The organism is Paenibacillus flagellatus, assembly GCF_003217775.1.
GTDB lineage: Bacteria > Bacillota > Bacilli > Paenibacillales > NBRC-103111 > Paenibacillus_AB > Paenibacillus_AB flagellatus.
The window spans coordinates 106,766-123,173 of the sequence record NZ_QJVJ01000003.1; the positions used below are offsets into that span (position 1 = coordinate 106,766).

At 61.3% G+C, this 16,408-nt stretch carries 16 protein-coding genes; 11 read left to right on the forward strand and 5 right to left on the reverse strand.

Features of this window, described 5'->3' with window-relative positions:
• Positions 1–49 precede the first annotated feature (49 nt).
• Positions 50–1,480: a PASTA domain-containing protein gene (locus tag DLM86_RS07110; protein WP_110839299.1), complete on the reverse strand. Its 1,431-nt coding sequence runs from the start codon at positions 1,478–1,480 to the stop codon at positions 50–52.
• Positions 1,481–1,637: 157 nt separating this feature from the next.
• Here DLM86_RS07110 and infC point away from each other — a divergent pair, with 157 nt between their 5' ends.
• Positions 1,638–2,111: a translation initiation factor IF-3 gene (infC, locus tag DLM86_RS07115; protein WP_110839300.1), complete on the forward strand. Its 474-nt coding sequence runs from the start codon at positions 1,638–1,640 to the stop codon at positions 2,109–2,111.
• A 42-nt stretch (positions 2,112–2,153) separates the two neighbouring features.
• Here infC and xerS read toward each other — a convergent pair whose 3' ends face one another.
• Positions 2,154–3,239, reverse strand: coding sequence for a tyrosine recombinase XerS (gene xerS / locus DLM86_RS07120; protein ID WP_110839301.1), 1,086 nt, complete (start codon positions 3,237–3,239; stop codon positions 2,154–2,156).
• Positions 3,240–3,454: 215 nt separating this feature from the next.
• On the opposite strand from xerS, the gene DLM86_RS07125 reads away from it, so the two are divergent.
• The 9 genes from DLM86_RS07125 to DLM86_RS07165 all read left to right on the forward strand — a co-directional run bounded on the left by DLM86_RS07125 (position 3,455) and on the right by DLM86_RS07165 (position 13,213).
• The gene (locus DLM86_RS07125) at positions 3,455–5,068 is read left to right on the forward strand and encodes a plastocyanin/azurin family copper-binding protein (RefSeq protein WP_110839302.1); all 1,614 of its coding nucleotides are present in this window, start codon (positions 3,455–3,457) and stop codon (positions 5,066–5,068) included.
• 206 nt (positions 5,069–5,274) lie between these two features.
• Positions 5,275–5,826, forward strand: a complete 552-nt coding sequence (locus DLM86_RS07130; RefSeq protein WP_110839303.1) for a DUF1697 domain-containing protein — start codon at positions 5,275–5,277, stop codon at positions 5,824–5,826.
• Between the two features lie 79 nt (positions 5,827–5,905).
• Entirely contained in the window at positions 5,906–6,265 is a 360-nt protein-coding gene (locus DLM86_RS07135) for a hypothetical protein (RefSeq protein WP_110839304.1), read from the forward strand.
• Between the two features lie 204 nt (positions 6,266–6,469).
• Positions 6,470–7,468, forward strand: a complete 999-nt coding sequence (locus DLM86_RS07140) for a beta-ketoacyl-ACP synthase III (RefSeq protein ID WP_110839305.1) — start codon at positions 6,470–6,472, stop codon at positions 7,466–7,468.
• Positions 7,469–7,526: 58 nt separating this feature from the next.
• Positions 7,527–8,756: an ATP-grasp domain-containing protein gene (locus DLM86_RS07145; protein ID WP_146250170.1), complete on the forward strand. Its 1,230-nt coding sequence runs from the start codon at positions 7,527–7,529 to the stop codon at positions 8,754–8,756.
• The gene (locus tag DLM86_RS07150; protein WP_342773057.1) at positions 8,753–9,754 is read left to right on the forward strand and encodes an NAD-dependent epimerase/dehydratase family protein; all 1,002 of its coding nucleotides are present in this window, start codon (positions 8,753–8,755) and stop codon (positions 9,752–9,754) included. The genes DLM86_RS07145 and DLM86_RS07150 overlap by 4 nt, the downstream gene beginning before the upstream one ends.
• 69 nt (positions 9,755–9,823) lie before the next feature.
• Positions 9,824–10,729, forward strand: coding sequence for an MBL fold metallo-hydrolase (locus tag DLM86_RS07155; protein ID WP_245954390.1), 906 nt, complete (start codon positions 9,824–9,826; stop codon positions 10,727–10,729).
• Positions 10,726–12,081, forward strand: a complete 1,356-nt coding sequence (locus tag DLM86_RS07160) for a F390 synthetase-related protein (RefSeq protein ID WP_110839308.1) — start codon at positions 10,726–10,728, stop codon at positions 12,079–12,081. Before DLM86_RS07155 ends, DLM86_RS07160 begins: the two co-directional genes overlap by 4 nt.
• The gene (locus DLM86_RS07165; protein WP_110839309.1) at positions 12,053–13,213 is read left to right on the forward strand and encodes a GNAT family N-acetyltransferase; all 1,161 of its coding nucleotides are present in this window, start codon (positions 12,053–12,055) and stop codon (positions 13,211–13,213) included. The genes DLM86_RS07160 and DLM86_RS07165 overlap by 29 nt, the downstream gene beginning before the upstream one ends.
• Positions 13,214–13,225: 12 nt before the next feature.
• On the opposite strand, the gene DLM86_RS07170 is transcribed toward DLM86_RS07165, so the two are convergent.
• The 3 genes from DLM86_RS07170 to DLM86_RS07180 all read right to left on the reverse strand — a co-directional run bounded on the left by DLM86_RS07170 (position 13,226) and on the right by DLM86_RS07180 (position 15,328).
• The gene (locus tag DLM86_RS07170) at positions 13,226–13,657 is read right to left on the reverse strand and encodes a hypothetical protein (protein ID WP_110839310.1); all 432 of its coding nucleotides are present in this window, start codon (positions 13,655–13,657) and stop codon (positions 13,226–13,228) included.
• A gap of 99 nt (positions 13,658–13,756) precedes the next feature.
• Entirely contained in the window at positions 13,757–14,707 is a 951-nt protein-coding gene (gene corA / locus DLM86_RS07175; protein WP_110839311.1) for a magnesium/cobalt transporter CorA, read from the reverse strand.
• A 297-nt stretch (positions 14,708–15,004) separates the two neighbouring features.
• A complete protein-coding gene (locus tag DLM86_RS07180; RefSeq protein WP_110839312.1) occupies positions 15,005–15,328 on the reverse strand; it encodes a hypothetical protein in 324 nt (107 codons plus the stop codon).
• A 223-nt stretch (positions 15,329–15,551) separates the two neighbouring features.
• On the opposite strand from DLM86_RS07180, the gene DLM86_RS07185 reads away from it, so the two are divergent.
• Positions 15,552–16,271 carry a YebC/PmpR family DNA-binding transcriptional regulator gene (locus tag DLM86_RS07185; protein WP_110839313.1) on the forward strand — a complete coding sequence of 240 codons (720 nt, stop codon included), beginning with the start codon at positions 15,552–15,554 and terminating at the stop codon, positions 16,269–16,271.
• Positions 16,272–16,408: the final 137 nt, after the last annotated feature.

The following is a 16,408-nucleotide window of genomic DNA, read 5'->3' on the forward strand; positions in this document are numbered from 1 at the left end:
GGGAGTGCGTTTCGGCCGGCCGTTCGGCTTGCCGCGGTCGCTGAGCTCGTCAAGGATTGGAGCCCTTGCTGACGTAAAACGTCACCCGGCTGCCTTTCGCCACTTTCCCGTCCGGGGCCGGGTCTTGCTTGAATACGGTACCCGCCGCCGCTTGGGCGTTCGCTTCGAGAAAGTACGAGTACCGGAGTCCGGCGGCCAAAGCTTGCTTCTCCGCATCGGCCTTCGACAGCCCGACGAGCGAGGGGACCGTGACGGTATCGCCTTCGGTGGCGGCGACGGTGCCGCCGTTCCCGTTTCCATTCGAACTGCCTTCGCCGCCGGCCGCCGGAGGTTTGGCGGCATCCGCAGGCTTTTCGGAAGCGTTGGACGGACCGGGCTTTGCCGGCTGCTCCGGCTTCTGCGCGCCGCCGGTCTGCGGCTTCTCCTCGACGGCCGCTCCTGCCGGTACCGCCGCTTCCTTATCGCCGCGGGACATCGTCTCGACGAGCAGCACGAACGCGACGGCGAACACGGTCAAGCCGATGACGGCGAACGCCAAGCCCTGCCAAATCCGCTTGCCGACGCGAAGCAGCGGAGAGCGCCGCTTCGCCGGCTCGGACTGGTCCGTTACGCCGTCCTCGGCCGGCTCCGGACGAACTCGCTCCGACGTCCCGGCGTCTTCCGCCGGTTCGTCGTCGATGCGCCGGACGAACGCCCGAGCCGTCTCCGCCGATTCCGCCTTCCGCGGCGCATTCGCCGGCCTTACGTCCTCGATCGCCGGCCGCGCCGCCGTCGTCTCGCGGCCGCGGACCGTCGAGGCTTCGGACAATCGGCCCAGATGCTGGAGAAGCGACGAGAGCGACAGCTGCTCCCGCCAAGCGTTCACGACGGCGGATACCGCCATACTTTTCAGTGCCGGCGAAGCGTCGCGCATCGACTGACGGAGCGCATGCGCGATCCGCTCGCTGTCGGCCGGAACGCGCTCGTCCCCGGTGACGAGCAGGAACAGCAGGCCGGCGACGCTTTTGGACAGCCGCTCGCCCCGTTCGCTCCGGCTCCAGCCGTCGATCAGGTGGAGCTTGCGATCGTCGGTCACCCAGACGTTGTCCGGGTCGAGCGAGACGTCGAGCGCACGGTCTTCCGCCGCATCCAGCAGCGCTTCCCCGAATTCGGCGACGATGGCGGCCGCTTCCTGCACCGGCAGCGGCTGCATCCGGACGAACTGCCGGAAAGGCTGCCCTTTCTTGAAATCGATCGCGACACGGATCGAATCCGCGCCGACCTCCACGTCAAGCAGATGGAGAAACGGCGGCTTGCCCGAGCTGGGCGACGCGTGGCCGATCGCCCGGACCGTTTCGTCGGTCGAGCCGGTTCCCCGGATCGGAATTTCGTATACGAGAACGGGCCGACGCAGCGCCAAGTCTTGACCGGCGTACAGTCGGCCTCCGTTCAGAGGAGACAATAAGGCGTCCAGCGCATAGCGGTCTTGTTCCTTGTTCATTCGAATCACCCCGTTTTCTTCTCTATTCCATAACGTTCGAAAAGATGACTCGTTTTAGGCGCATACGTTCGCGATACGGGTTGAAAAGGGGGACGGTTTCGATCATGATAGGAAGAGCCTGGACCTGACCAAACGAGTAGGAGCGTGATTGCAAGCGATGATCATGAACGAGAAAATAAAAGCGTCCGAAGTGACGCTGACCGGCTTGGACGGCGAACCGCTGGGCGTCGTGCCGACAGCCGAAGCGCTGGCGATGGCGAAAAAGCTCAAGGTGGACCTCGTCTGCACGTCGCTGGCGATCAGCCCGCCGCCGTGCAGGCTGATCGCCGCCTCGGACGCGAAGCGGGAAGCGCAGCAGGCGCGCAAGAGCGAACGGCCCGCCAAGGTGAAGGAGATCCGGCTGACGCCCCATATCGAGGAGCACGATCTCGACACGAAGCGGCGGCAGGCGGAGACGATGCTCAAAGCCGGAGACGCGGCGTTGTTCGTCGTCCGCATCCAAGGCAAAGAAGCCGCCAAGGCGAAGGAGCTGCTTGACGGCTTGATTCGGGAATTGAAGTCGGTCGGGAAACCGAAGACGGGTGTACAGACGAGCGGGAAGCAGGTCCAAGTGCAGCTTGATCCGCTGTAACGGCTGATGGTTTCCATAATATATATTATGTAACGATGAACACTACGAGTCCCGCTCGCGGCGGTCGATCGCTTCGGCCATCGTTTTGTCGGTCAAGTGCGCATAAATTTGCGTCGTTTCCGGCGAAGCGTGGCCGAGCTGCTCCTGTGTCTTGTAGATGTCGTTGCTGAGATAATAATCGGTCGCGAACGAATGCCGCAGCTTATGGACGGACAAGTACGGCTTCCCGAAATGTTTGGCGTATTTCACGACCATTTCCTGAATGGCGCGCTTCGTCATCCGTTTGCCTTCCTTTTGGCCGTTGGCTACGGCCAGGAAGAGCGCCTTTTCCCTTTTGTCGGGATTGTACCGCGCCTGCCGGATTTCCATATACCGGTTCAGCTTGTCGACCGCCTCTTGGCGAAAGTAGACGGGCGTTTTGAACGTTTCGTCGTTTTTGCCCTTGCGGTAGACGTAGACGAGCTTTTTCTTCAAATCCAGATCGTCCACGTTCAAATTGACGACTTCCGACACCCGCAGCCCGGAATTCAAAATGAGGCTGACGATGCAGACGTCGCGGATTTTGTTCAGCTCGTGCGCGTACAGCGCCTGCTTGTTGCGCGAGACGTCCTGGGGATAGCCCGTGGCGACGTAATCGATGAACTCCTCGATTTCCGCCTCCTGCAGCAGCTTGCCTTCCAGCTTCGCGGCCGTATCTTTCGGCTTGTGGGTCCGCTTGATTTCGACCTTCGCCATCACGTTCCGCTTCAGGAGCGGGTAGAAGTCGTCGTCCTCCGCGATTTGGCTCAAGTAATGGAACAGCGAGCGGAGGGAGGAGAGCTTGCGGGAAATCGTCGTTTTCGTATTCGACTGCTCTTTTTTCGTGGACAAAAACATTTTGAAATGATCGATGTTGTCCATGCGCAGCTTCTCCAGCGTTTCCAGCGGAATGTCCCGGATCGCCGTCGCGTCGCTGAGCCCTTCGGCCAGCAGCCAGGAAAAAAACGTCTCGTAATCGCGCACATATTCGAGCAGCGAGGACGGGGACAAGTCCGGCAGCTTGTAGTTGATGAATTTTTCGACGTACCAGGGCATGGAGGGCACTTTTTTATCGAGCTCGATCCGGTCTTTCTGTTTGATTACGTTCATCGGGCAACCCTCGCTTTCCGTCTTGTCACAAATAGAAAGTTTACATAAGAAATATTACGTAACGTTTGGTGGCCGGACGATTTCGAACCGTTCTCCTCTTACCACTATACAAAAGCCGAAACGGGGAGGCAAACGGAAAACCGTTTCGGCGGCCCGTCCGTTTCCTCCTTTGCAAGCCTTTTCAATCATACGAGGAAACGGGAGGGAATGGACGAATGCGTGTACGAAGCAAACTGGCGGCCATCGCGATGGCCGGGACGATGATGCTGTCGTCCGTGCAAATGGCGCTGGCCGCGAACGAACCTGCGGCCGCCAACGTGAAGACGGACTCGCAGCTGGTGACGGAGCTCGGCGTGCTGCAGGGGGACGGGAACGGCGTAACGCCCGCCTACCTGGCGAAGACGACGACTCGCATCCAGGCGGCGATCTTGTTTTTGCGGCTGAAGGGGTTGGAGCAGGAGGCGCTCGCCTTCAAGGGCGCCGACAATTTCTCCGATGCGGATCTGGTCGGGGACGCCAATAAAGCGATTATGGCGTACCTGAAAGCGAATCCGGGCTTGGGCTGGACCGGCACGGGGGACGGCCGGTTCGATCCGCTGTCGGGCGTGACGGCGCAGCAGTATTACAAGGTGCTGCTGGATGCGCTCGGCTACAAGCAGGATGCCGATTTCGCTTACGCCGACACGATCGGCTTCGCGGCAACACGCGGATTGTCCCAAATCGCCGATGCCGGCGCATTGCGTAACGGCCATATCGCGGCCGCTACCGCTGAAGCGTTAAAGCTTCGCGTGAAGGGCGGAGACCGCTCGCTCGCGGAGGTGCTGGCCGAACAGAAGGCGATCGACGCCGGCCAGGCGTCGCAGGCGCAGGCGGCCCGCATCGAGGTCGTAACCGACGATAAGCTCGGATCGCATTTGGTCGACGAGAACGGCAAGACGCTGTACACGTTCGCGAAGGACGGCGACAACGCGAGCGCCTGCAAAGACCAATGCGCGGTCAATTGGCCGATCTACTATGCCGAGAACATCCTGGTGCCCGATTGGCTGAACGCCGCCGACTTCAAGACGATCGTGCGCGAAGACGGCGGCAAGCAGACGACGTATAAGGGGAAGCCGCTCTATTATTTCGCCAAGGACGTAAAAGCGGGCGACGCGAACGGGCAAGGCGTCAACGATGTCTGGTTCGTCGTCCGGTTCTCCTCCGCAACGGTCGCGAAAAAGGAAGGATTGGGCTCGTACTTGACCGATTCGAACGGGAGGACGCTGTACTTGTTTACGAAGGACGGTCAAGGCAAGAGCGTATGCTCCGGCACGTGCGAAGCGAACTGGCCGATCTTTTATTCCCCCTATCCGTCTGCGGCTGACGGACTGAAAGCCGAAGACTTCGGTACGATCGTCCGCGACGACGGCACGAAGCAGACGACGTACAAAGGCAGTCCGCTCTACTATTTCGCCAAGGACGAGCGGGCCGGGGATACGAAGGGACAAGGCGTCAACAACGTCTGGTACGTCATCCAGCCCGCCGGTGCCGCCGAAGAGGAGAAGCCGGGCGCGCCGGCCGGGACCGTGCACGAAACGGACATCGCAAACTTCGCTTTCGTCCCGGAAATGACGATCAAAGCCGGCGACAGCATCAAGTTCACGAACCGCGACCCGGCCGAGCACAACGTCGTATCCGATGCGACCGTCGACGGGAAGCCGCTGTTCGAGACGCCACTGTTCGGCATGAACGAGTCGTACACGCTGACGTTCGACAAGCCGGGCGAGTATACGTACTACTGCGAGCCGCACAAATCGTTCATGAAGGGAAAAATTATCGTTCAACAATAGAAAGCGCCTCGTTGGCTGTACCCAAGCTCTTGCATCGGAGGATGCCGAGAGCTTGGGTGCTTTTTCGATTGAATAAGTAGACATAATAAATGTTATGTCTTCTACAAGCGATGGGACGATCGTTGTGCTACAATGGACGAACGTCGGAACGCGGTCGGCTCATGATCGTGTCCGCAGGACGAGTGCACGGTGAGAGGAGACGCGCCATGATTTATATCGCGCTGCTGCGCGGCGTGAACGTCGGCGGCAAACATAAAGTCAACATGGCCGAATTAAGGTCGATGCTGGAGCGGATGGGCTTCCGGCGGGTGCAGACGTATATCCAGAGCGGCAACGTGCTGTTCGAATCGGACGAGGATGCGGACAAGCTGCGTTCTCGTATCGAGGAAGGCATCCGGGAGACGTTCGGCGTCCCGGCCGCCGTCGTCCTGCGAACGGCCGACGAATTCGACCGGATCGTTGCGGGCTGTCCGTACGCGCCGGACACCTTGCCGGAAGGGGCCAGCCTCCACGTGTCGCTGCTCGTCGAGCCGATTTCGCAGGACGACCTCGATTCGTTGACGAACGCCGCTGTCGGAGGAGACGAGTTTCGTCTCGACGGCTTCACCGTTTACTTGCTGTTCCGGCAAAGCGTGCTGGACTCGAAGCTGGCCGCCCGGCTGCAAAAGCTCGGCACCCTTTCGACGTCGCGCAACTGGAACACGATCGTCAAGCTGAAGTCGATGGCCGACGCCATGGGTCGCGAAGCGACCGGATAAAATTTCCTCGGGCGCGACATGCTAATCGGTAGACGGCCGCCGATCAGACGGCCGCACGATTAGCGATGGAGGGATCCGCGTGCAATTTCAAGACAATCCGGTTCAATCGATGAACGGCACCTCGCAAGGCTTGACCTACGAGCAATTCGTGCAGCAGAAAGCGAATCGCGAGATGATGCAGGCGAGACAAGCCCAACAAGCGTTGTCCGCGACGGGACTGACGAATTCGGCTCAGCAAATGGTTCAAGTGCAGCAGCAGCTTTCGCAAATCTCCCGCGAGGTGCAGCAGGCGCAAAATCAAGTGCAAATGCAGGCCGACGCGCAAATTCGCCAGCTGCAGCAGCTGAATCAGCAAATCCAGTCGGCGATTCAGCTCGTGCAGCAGACGCAGCAAGGACGTCCGGCCGGCATGCAGGGGCAGCCCGGCATGCTGTCGTAATAGCGACAAAGTAAATACGGCAACGAACAACCCGCGAGCGGCGCTTGCGGGCTTTTTGCCGTTGCAGGCCGGTCTCCTCCGCGTGGGTCATGCCGCCTCCGCAAGCGGGCTTAGAAAAAGTTAGTACTTCCTCCTCGCGCGTTTTCCATTACAATACAAGTAACCGACATCTTGGGGCTTGACGCCGGAAAGCGGAGGTGCAATGTGCAACATCGCCAAGTACGAATCGTCGGAACCGGCAAATATGTGCCGAAGCGACGCGTTTCCGATACGGAGATGGATAGGGCGCTCGGCGTTCCGGAAGGGTGGAGCCGGCAAAAAACGAACGTGATCGAACGTTATTTCATAGAAGACGAAACCGCCTCGCAGATGGGGGCGAAGGCGGCCTATGCGGCACTGGAGTCGGCGGGCTTGACGTTTGCGGACATCGATTGCCTCGTCTGCACGAGCGGCACGATGGAGCAGCCGATTCCCTGCACGGCCGCCCTGATCCAGGAGGCGATGGGGCAGCCGCATGCCGGCGTCCCCGCCTTCGACATCAATACGACCTGTCTCAGCTTCGTCGCCGGTTTGGACGTCATGTCCTATATGGTCGCCGCCGGACGGTACCGGTACGTGCTGCTGGTATCGACCGAGGTGGCGTCCAAGGGGCTGAACTGGCGGCATAAGGAGAGCGCCGCGCTGTTCGGCGACGGGGCGGCGGCGGCGGTGATCGGACCGGCCGGAGCGGAGGAGCCGTCGAAGCTATTGTACGCCCGCATGGAGACGTACAGTGCGGGCGCCCGCTACTCGGAAATACGCGGCGGCGGCAGCGCCTTGCACGCCTCGGCTTATTCGGCGGATACCGCCGACCGTTTTTTGTTCGACATGCAGGGCGACGCGCTGTTCCGGATGGCGTCGCAGAAGCTGCCGGCCTTTCTGGACAAATTGCTGGCCGGAGCCGGCTGCGGGCTGGACAGCGTCAAGCTCGTCGTCCCGCATCAAGGAAGCGCCATGGCGATGCGGCTGCTCGCCCGCAAGCTGGGCATCGCCGACGATCGGCTGATGAGCATTACGCCGGACCACGGCAATACGATCGCGGCGTCGATCCCGATGGGCTTGCACGAAGCGATCCGGCAACGCCGAATCGAGCGCGGGGACCGGGTGCTGCTGATCGGCACGTCCGCCGGCCTCTCGTTGGGGGGCGTCGTCCTTGACTACTAAGCCGTCCGGGGGACGACGAGAGGGGCCTAGCCTTTCTCGGTCCCGGCCGAAGGTGCTGTTGACGGGCGGCCGGGCACCCGTCGCCCTGGAGATGGCCCGCCTGCTCGCGGCGGCCGGGTGCGAGGTGCACGTCGCGGAAAGCTTGCGGTACTATCTGTGCCGCGTCTCGAACGCCGTGGCGAGCCGCACCGCAGTGCCGGCTCCGGCGATCGACCCGGAAGGGTTTTTGGCCGGACTCGAGCAGGTCGTCCGGCGGGAAGCGATCGACTGGATCGTTCCGACGTGCGAGGAGCTCTTCTACGTATCCGCCGGTAAGGAACGGCTCGAGCGGCTATGCCGCGTATTCGCGGCGCCGATCGGCCAGCTGCGCCGGCTGCACAGCAAATGGTCGTTCATCCGGCGGACAGAGGAGCTCGGTTTTGCCGTGCCGGCGACGCGTTTGCTCGCCGATCCGTCGGAGTGGCGCGACATGATGGAGCTTTCCGTCGACGCTCCGCCGGCGGACAAGCGGGAGCGGGAATGGCCGGACGGCTGCGTCCTGAAGCCGGCGTTTTCCCGCTCCGGCACTCACGTGCGCTTCGTAAAGCCGAGGACGGACGGGGACGCCGGCCGACCGGCCGAGCGCGCTCGGTGCGGGTCGAGGCTCCCTGCGGAGAGCGGCTATCCGTGGGTCGCGCAGCAGTATATCCGCGGACGCGGCTTGTGTACGTACAGCATCGTGCACGAAGGCAGGCTGACGGCTCATGCCGCCTATGCCGTCACGTATGCGGTCCCGGGCGGGGCGTGCTACTATTTCGAGCCGCTGCGGCATCCGGCGCTGATGGAATGGGTGAGCGCGTTCGCCCGGCTGGAGCGCTTCACCGGGCAGCTGGCCTTCGATTTTATCGAGACGGACGACGGCCGGCTGTATCCGATCGAATGCAATCCCCGCGCCACGAGCGGCCTTCATTTGTTCGGCAACGGCGAGCGGATCGCCGACGCGCTGTTCGATCCCGATTCGCTCGGCGGCACGATCGTCGAGCCGCAGCCGTCGGCGAGCACGATGCTCGCCCTGCCGATGCTCGCTCTCGGCTGGAGGAGCGGAACCGCCGCAGGCGGCTGGCGGACGTGGCTCGGGAAGCTCGCTTCGGCGCGCGACGCCGTATACCGCCGGGACGACCCGCGGCCTTTCTTCGAGCAGCCGCTGATGCTGAACGAGCTTCGCCGGATCGCCCGTGCGCGGGGACGGTCGATAATGGAGGCCATGACCGCCGATATCGAATGGAACGGGGAAGGGGAGTGGCCATGAAGGCGCTCGTGACCGGCGGGACCGGTTTTTTGGGCAAACGGCTTGCGTCGGCGCTGCGGGACAACGGGTGGGACGTCGCCGTACTCGCTCGGCAGACGGCCGAGCGCGAGGAGCTGCGTCGGCAAGACATCCGTTTCGTTCAGGGGGACATCCGCGATGCGGAAGGCGTCGAGGCCGCCTGCGCCGGACAAGACGCCGTCTTTCATTGCGCCGCTTTGTCCGCGTCTTGGGGCCCGTATTCCGCATTCTACGACGCCAACGTCCGGGGGACGGAGCATGTCGTGGCGGGCTGCCGGAAGCACGGGGTGTCGCGGCTTATCCACGTTTCGACGCCGAGCGTCTACTTCGGAAGCTCGCACAGGGTGAACGTGCGCGAATCGGACCCGCTTCCCGCCCGGCAGGCGAGTCCGTATGCGGCCACGAAGCGGCTGGCCGAGCTGCGGGTGCTGGACGCGTGCGCGCTAGGCTTGCCGGCGGTCATCATTCGCCCGCGGGCGCTGTTCGGCCCCGGGGACCGGTCGATCTTGCCCCGGCTGCTCGAAGCGAACGCGACGCGCGGCATTCCGCTGATCGACGGCGGCAAGGCGCTCATCGACTTGACCTTCGTCGACAACGCGGTCGACGCGATGCTGCTCGGTCAAGCCGCTCCGGCGTCGGCGGTCGGCGGCATATACAACATTTCGAACGGCGAGCCGATGCCGTTCGCATCGGCGGTCGACAGGCTGTTCGCCCTGCTGCGGCAGCCGGTCCGGTACAAGCCGATGCCGTTCGCGGCGGCTTATGCGGCGGCCGCGCTTATGGAGCTGGCCGCGCGGGCGCTGCCGGGCAAGCGGGAGCCGTTGTTGACCCGGGCAATGGCGGGCATGATCGGCCGCAGCCAGACGCTGGATATCGGAGCGGCTCGCCGCGATCTCGGTTATGCGCCGACCGTAAGCGTGGAAGCGGGCATGTCGGCTTACGCCGAATGGCTCGACAGCCGCGGCGGCGAGCCGAGCTGATCCGCAAGCCCGATAGCCTCCGTCCCACCATACATAAGGCATCGCAGCGAAGGAGTGGCTAATCAACCTATGATGCAGGAACATGACGACGATCGTCGCGACGATACGGGAGATCGGCCATTGCGCTCCATGCCGAAAGTCCGGCTGCGGCTGTTCGCGACCGGCTACTGCACGCATCCCGAATGGGTGACGATACGGGGAGGAGCGCTGCGCGCCTGCCGGATTCCGGCGCTATTCGCGTGCATCGAGCACCCTTCATTCGGTACGGTGCTGGTCGATACCGGCTATGCGGACCGGTTTATGAAGGTGACGGACCGTCTGCCGGCCCGGCTGTATCGCGCCGTAACGCCGGTTACGTTTCGCGGGGAGGATAGCGCCTGGCTTCAACTCGAAGCTTGCGGCATCGATGCGGAAAGGGTGAGCGCGATCGTCGTAACGCATTTCCATGCCGATCATATCGCCGGCTTGCGCGATTTCCCGAACGCACGGTTCATTTATTTGCCTGAGGCGTACGAGGCGGTGAAACGGCTGCGCGGCTTGTCCGCACTGCGCAGGGCGTTTCTGCCGGGGCTGCTGCCGGAGCGGTTCGAGGAGCGGTCTGCGCCGATCGGGCCCGAGCGGCGCTTGGCGGCGCCTCCCGGCTTTCCGTTTCCGCACGCATGGGACGTGCTGGGGGACGGCAGCGTGCTGGCGGTCGAGCTTCCGGGACACGCCGACGGACAGATCGGGCTGCTGCTCGCGACCGATCGTCACGATTACTTGCTGTGCGCCGATGCGGCGTGGTCGGGCAAGGCGGTCCGCGACAACCGCCCGCCTCATCCGATCGCGGGCTTCCTGATGCCCGATCGCCGCGCCTACGCGGACAGCTTCGGGAAGCTGGTCGGGCTGCGGCGCCGTTTTCCGCACTTGCGCATCGTCGCTTCGCATTGCCCGGACGTGTGGCAAGACTGGGTACAGGGCGGTGAACCGTTATGATCGGGAAACGGCTCGATCGGTTGTTCGTCCTGTATCGGTATTGGCTGACGAGACGGCGGATGAGCGGCTGGACCGACCGTGCGTCGCTCGAGCGGTGGCAGGAAAAGCGGGTGACGGCGCATTTGGCGCGCGTCAGGCGCGAATCGCCCTACTTCCGGGAGCTTTGGGCGAATCGGGACTTGTCGCAGTGGCGGGAGTTCCCCATCATCGACAAAACCGCGATGATGAACCATTTCGACCGGTTGAATACGGCCGGCATCCGCAAGGAAGAGGCGTTCGCGCTCGCGCTGCGGGCGGAACGAACGCGCGACTTTACGCCGATGATCGGCGGGGTGACGATCGGCCTATCCTCCGGAACGTCGGGCAACCGAGGGCTGTTTGTGGTCAGCAAGGAGGAGCGCCTCGCATGGGCGGGGACGATGCTGGCGAAAGTGCTGCCCGGCTCCGTCCGGGACGAACATCGCATCGCGTTTTTTTTGCGGGCGGACAGCAATTTGTACGGAACGGTGAAAGGCGGGAGGCTGCAATTCGCCTTTTACGATTTGCTCGACCCGCTCTCGTCGCACTTGGCCCGGCTCGGGGAGCAGAAGCCGACGCTGCTCGTCGCGCCGCCGTCGATGCTGCGGCTGCTGGCCGACAAGCGAAGAGACGGAGCGCTATCGATTCGGCCCGCACGGATCGTCTCGATCGCCGAAGCGCTCGATCCGCTCGATCGTATCCGCATCGAGGAGTCGTTCGGTCAAACCGTACACCAGGTGTACCAATGCACCGAAGGCTGCCTCGGGTCGACCTGCGCTTACGGGACGGTCCACATCCATGAAGATCTGGTCGTCATCCAAAAAGAATACGTCGACCGCAAGCTGCGGAAGTTCGTCCCGATCGTCACCGATTTCTCCAGACGGACCCAGCCGATCGTCCGGTACAGGCTGAACGATCTGTTGACGGGACGCGAGGAGCCTTGTCCGTGCGGTTCGCCGTTCCTGGCGATCGAGTCGATCGAAGGGCGTTGCGACGACCTGTTTTATTTCCCGGCGTCGGACGGGACCGGTTGGGTTCGCGTCTTTCCCGATTTTATCGCGAGAGCCGTCCTCTCCGCTTCCGAGCGAATCGAAGCGTATCGCGTCGTACTCCATGCGCCGGACCGGATGACCGTCCAATTGGGCGTGGATCCGGCCTATCGGGCCGAAACGCGCGGGCTCGTCGCGCAGTCGTTCGCCGCCTTGTGCGCGAGGCTGGGCTGTCGGATGCCGGCCATCGAATTCGACGACTACGACTTCGTCCCGGGAAGCGTGAAGCTGCGGCGGGTGGAAAGGAGATTCGAGCATGTGCCCGAGCCCGATCTTGTTCGATAGCCACTCGTTCGAGCGGATCGACTGGCCCCGGACGCCGGACGGAGACTACGCCAAACGGTTCCTGCTCCCGTTAAGCCGGAGGCCGATCGACGCGTTCGTCCCGAACATTAAGGCGGACCTGTACGCGCTGCGGCTGAACGATACCGTCCTGCCGGTTACGGTCAACGACACTGAATACGATAACTCCTACGTTTGCTCGCCGTACACCCATTATGCGAGCTATGCCCGTCAGGAGCTGTACCTGCTGCGCTCCGGGGCGGCCCGATTTTGGCTCCGCGGGGCGACTCACGCCCTCGCTCTGCTCTTGAAGGCGAGCCGCTTCAACCGTGCGGTTCACGTCAACAATTGGCTGCTGTCGACGAATCTGTACCCGGAGCTGGGCGCCGACGAGACCGAGGAAGCATTTCGGCTGCTGCTCGCCCGGTTCCCGCAGCATACGATCGTGTTTCGCTCGTTGTGCCGGACGATCAACGGCGATTTGATGGACCGGCTGCAGCGGAGAGGCTTCCGGCTCGTGCCGAGCCGGCAAGTTTACTTATGGCGCGGCTCCGGGCCCCTGGCGCCCAATGCAAAAGCCCGATGGCTGCTGAAGCGGGATTATGCGCTGCTCGACAAGCACGGCTACGAGCCGGTCGGTCCGGAATCGCTTAAGCCCGAGGATATGCCCCGGCTAGCCGAGCTGTACCGGGCGTTATATTTGGACAAATATTCGTATTACAATCCGCAATTCGGCGACGCCTTCTTCGAGCTCGTCCGCAGCGGCAAGCTGCTGGAGCTTCACGCGCTCCGCCACAAGGAAAGCGGACGGCTCGACGCCGTGCTCGGCTGCTATGACCGCGGCGGCGTGATGACGACGCCCGTATTCGGGTACGATACGTCGCTTCCGCAGCAAACCGGCTTGTACCGCATGCTGTCCGCCGTCCTGCTCGACATCGCCGCGGCTAAAGGCCTTCTGCTGCATGAAAGCTCGGGCGCGGCGCAATTCAAACGGAACCGGGGAGCCGTCGCGGAAATCGAATACAGCGCCGTGTACGATCGGCATTTGCCCGTCGACCGACGGATGGGCTGGTTCGTGCTGGAACGGTTGTTGAACGGCGTCGGAGTCCCGCTCATGGAGAAATACAAGCTGTAGGAGCCGCGGCGGTCAGCGAAACCGGAAAAGACCGAGCAAAAGTACGAAAAACGGCGTTTTTTTGCGAGCGGGGTGGCGGACGGAACGCGGAATGAGTATCGGCTGAGGGGCGTCCGAAACGGTGTCGTTCGAGTCGTTATGGATGGAGTTTCGGCTGCCGCTTTCCGATTCCGGATGAATGCCGAGAGCCCCGTTCGAACCCGGCGGCGATTCCACGGCTGCCGCCGCTTCGCTTTTGGCCAGCTGCTCCTCGACGATCCGGCTTTCCAGCAAAAGCAAGCGTTGGGCGAGCGCACGGTTTTCTTCCTGCAGATCGCGAATATGCTGCTGCAGCACTTTCATCGACAGCTTCGGCTTTCGCGCCGCTTCCTGCGCCATGTCGGCACGATCGGGGTGATGCGGCGGCAACGTTTCCGACAAGACGGCGGCTTCCGGGTGAATCATCGTTCGGCCTCCTTCGTTTTAAGAGATTGCTAGTTTCCCTCATTGTAAGCCACGCCGTCCGAGGATGCTGTCGAAGACCGCTGTCAAAAAGCGGCTTCCTTACTCGAACCATCCCTTCCGGCGGAACCAGACGAACATGCCGGCGCCGATGCCGAGCATGACGCCGAGCACCGCAAAATATCCCCATTGCCAACGAAGCTCGGGCATAAAATCGAAATTCATCCCGTAGATTCCCGCGATGAACGTCAGCGGCATGAAGACGGTCGTAATGACGGTCAACCGCTTCATGATCGCGTTCATCCGGTTCGAGCTGAGCGACAAATAATTGTCCCGCATATCCGCCGTCATTTCGCGGTTCGCCTCGATCATTTCCGACAGCTTGAGCAGATGGTCGTAGATGTCGGTGAAATAAACGTGCTGCTCCTTCAGCCCCGCAACCCGCTCCGAGTTGACGATCCGGTACAGCAAGTCCCGCATCGGCATGACGGTCTTCCGAAGCTTCAACAGCTTCGAGCGAATGTCGAACACGTCGTTCATGAGCGTCCGGCTGGCGCTCGGCCCGCCTGTCGTTTCGATTTCGAGCAGTTGGTCCTCGATCAAGTAGACGGCCGGGAAATATTGATCGACCAGCTTGTCGACGACCGTATACATCGCGTACAGATGCCCCCTGGTCCATAACGAGCGATCGCTCGTGATCCGTTCCCACGCATCATCCAATTCCATGAGCTCCTGATGGTGGAACGTGACGAGGAAGCCCGGTCCGACGAACGCGTCGACTTCGCGGGCGGACAACGATTTTTGATCGAGCGCATGCAGGACGAAGAAGTGAACGTCGCCGTAATGATCGAGCTTCGGCCGCTGGAGCAGATGGTAGCAGTCTTCTATGGCAAGCGGATGAAAGCGGAAGTGAAGCTCCAGCGCGCGGGCTTCCTCCTCGGTCGGCGCGTTGAAATCGACCCAGTACCAGCCGATGTCCGGTCCGTTCAATTGTTCCAAGGGCAAATCGGCCATCCGGTTTCCGTCCCGTGTTACGGCAAACGTACGAAGCAAGCGCGATCCTCTCCAATTCGGATATTTTTACCATTATACCGCGCGTCCGGCATTTTGCCCAACGCCCTTTCCTTGAATCGGCCACCGGACTCGTCTCGTCGGATATTTAACGGGAGTTAAAGGGGCGAGCGGTCTCGTCAAACGATTTATGGCATGTAATATTAATGAGATTAACGAATAGTGGAGTTTATGGAGATTGTTGACCGATAACGGCCGTTTTGCGAAATCGAAAGAACAGTCCCGGGAGCGCGAACTCCCGGGACTGTTCTTTGGACTTATTGGGCTGCGAATGATGCCCTAATTCGTCTTGGAAATCAGAAACGGTATGACGGTTCTTTGGGTTGCCGTCGGATTGTGGAGAATCAAAACCCAGTTCGTCGTGCTGCTCGGGAAGCTATCCGTCGCATACGCCTCATTCAAGCCGCTGATCGTCCAGCCCGCATTGACGACGACTCTTCCCGGCGCCGGCGTCAAATTGATCGTCAGAAATTCGCCGGGTTCGATCGTCCGGGACGGAAAAACGGAGCGAAGAAAACCGTTTCCGAGGTCTTGCTGGATGCGCGCTCTGCTCAACCGGATCGTTCTCGTCTTTCTCATGACTTTCGCTTTTGCTTTTTTCATAGGATCACCATCCTTCGTGGATTTGCTAATAGTAAATGCTAGAGGCCGCACCCTTGACTGGATGGATCGTCTCGTTGATTCAACTATTTTCAAAGAATTCGAGATGATAGTTTACGTAACATTTGTTATGTATACTAAATTCGACGCTGTTTTCATGTTCGTTCTAAAGCGGTATAATGGACAAGACGACTGAATCGAGAACAAACAAGAAAGCGGGAAGAGAATGGGACGCAAGTGGAACAATATCAAAGAGAAGAAAGCTTCCAGGGATGCGAACACGAGTCGGATTTATGCGAAATTCGGAGTCGAGATTTACGTTGCCGCCAAGAAGGGCGAGCCGGATCCGGAAGCGAACCGAGCGCTGAAGGTCGTGCTGGAACGGGCGAAGACGTACAACGTGCCGAAATCGATCATCGACCGGGCGCTCGACAAGGCGAAAGGAAGCGGGGAAGAGAGCTACGAAGAGCTTCGTTACGAAGGCTTCGGTCCGAACGGATCGATGATCATCGTCGATGCGCTGACCAACAACGTGAACCGGGCGGTGTCGACCGTACGCTCCGCGTTTACGAAAAACGGCGGAAGCTTGGGCGTTAGCGGCTCGGTCGCCTATATGTTCGACGAGACCGCCGTTATCGGCTTGGAGGGCAAAACGAGCGAGGAAGTGCTGGACATATTGGTGGAAGCCGGAGTGGACGTACGCGATTTGGTCGACGAGGACGACTCCGTCATCGTCTACGCCGACCCCGACCAGTTCCATGCGGTTCAGGAAGCGCTCAAGCGAGCCGGCGTAACGGACTTTACCGTTGCGGAGCTGACGATGCTAGCGCAAAATTACGTGACGCTGCCGGAGGATGCGCAGGCGCAATTCGAAAAGCTGATCGACGCGCTGGAGGATTTGGAGGACGTTCAGCAAGTGTATCATAATGTGGAATTCGGGGAGTGATGCGGGCCACCCGCCGCCCCTTCCTAAGAAGCCCGATCCGGACAAGCCGGAGTCGGGCTTCTTTTCCGTGCATCGTCCTGCCCGTTTTTTTTCGGGAAGAAGCTTGCCTTTGACGTTACGTCACAGGTTATGATGAA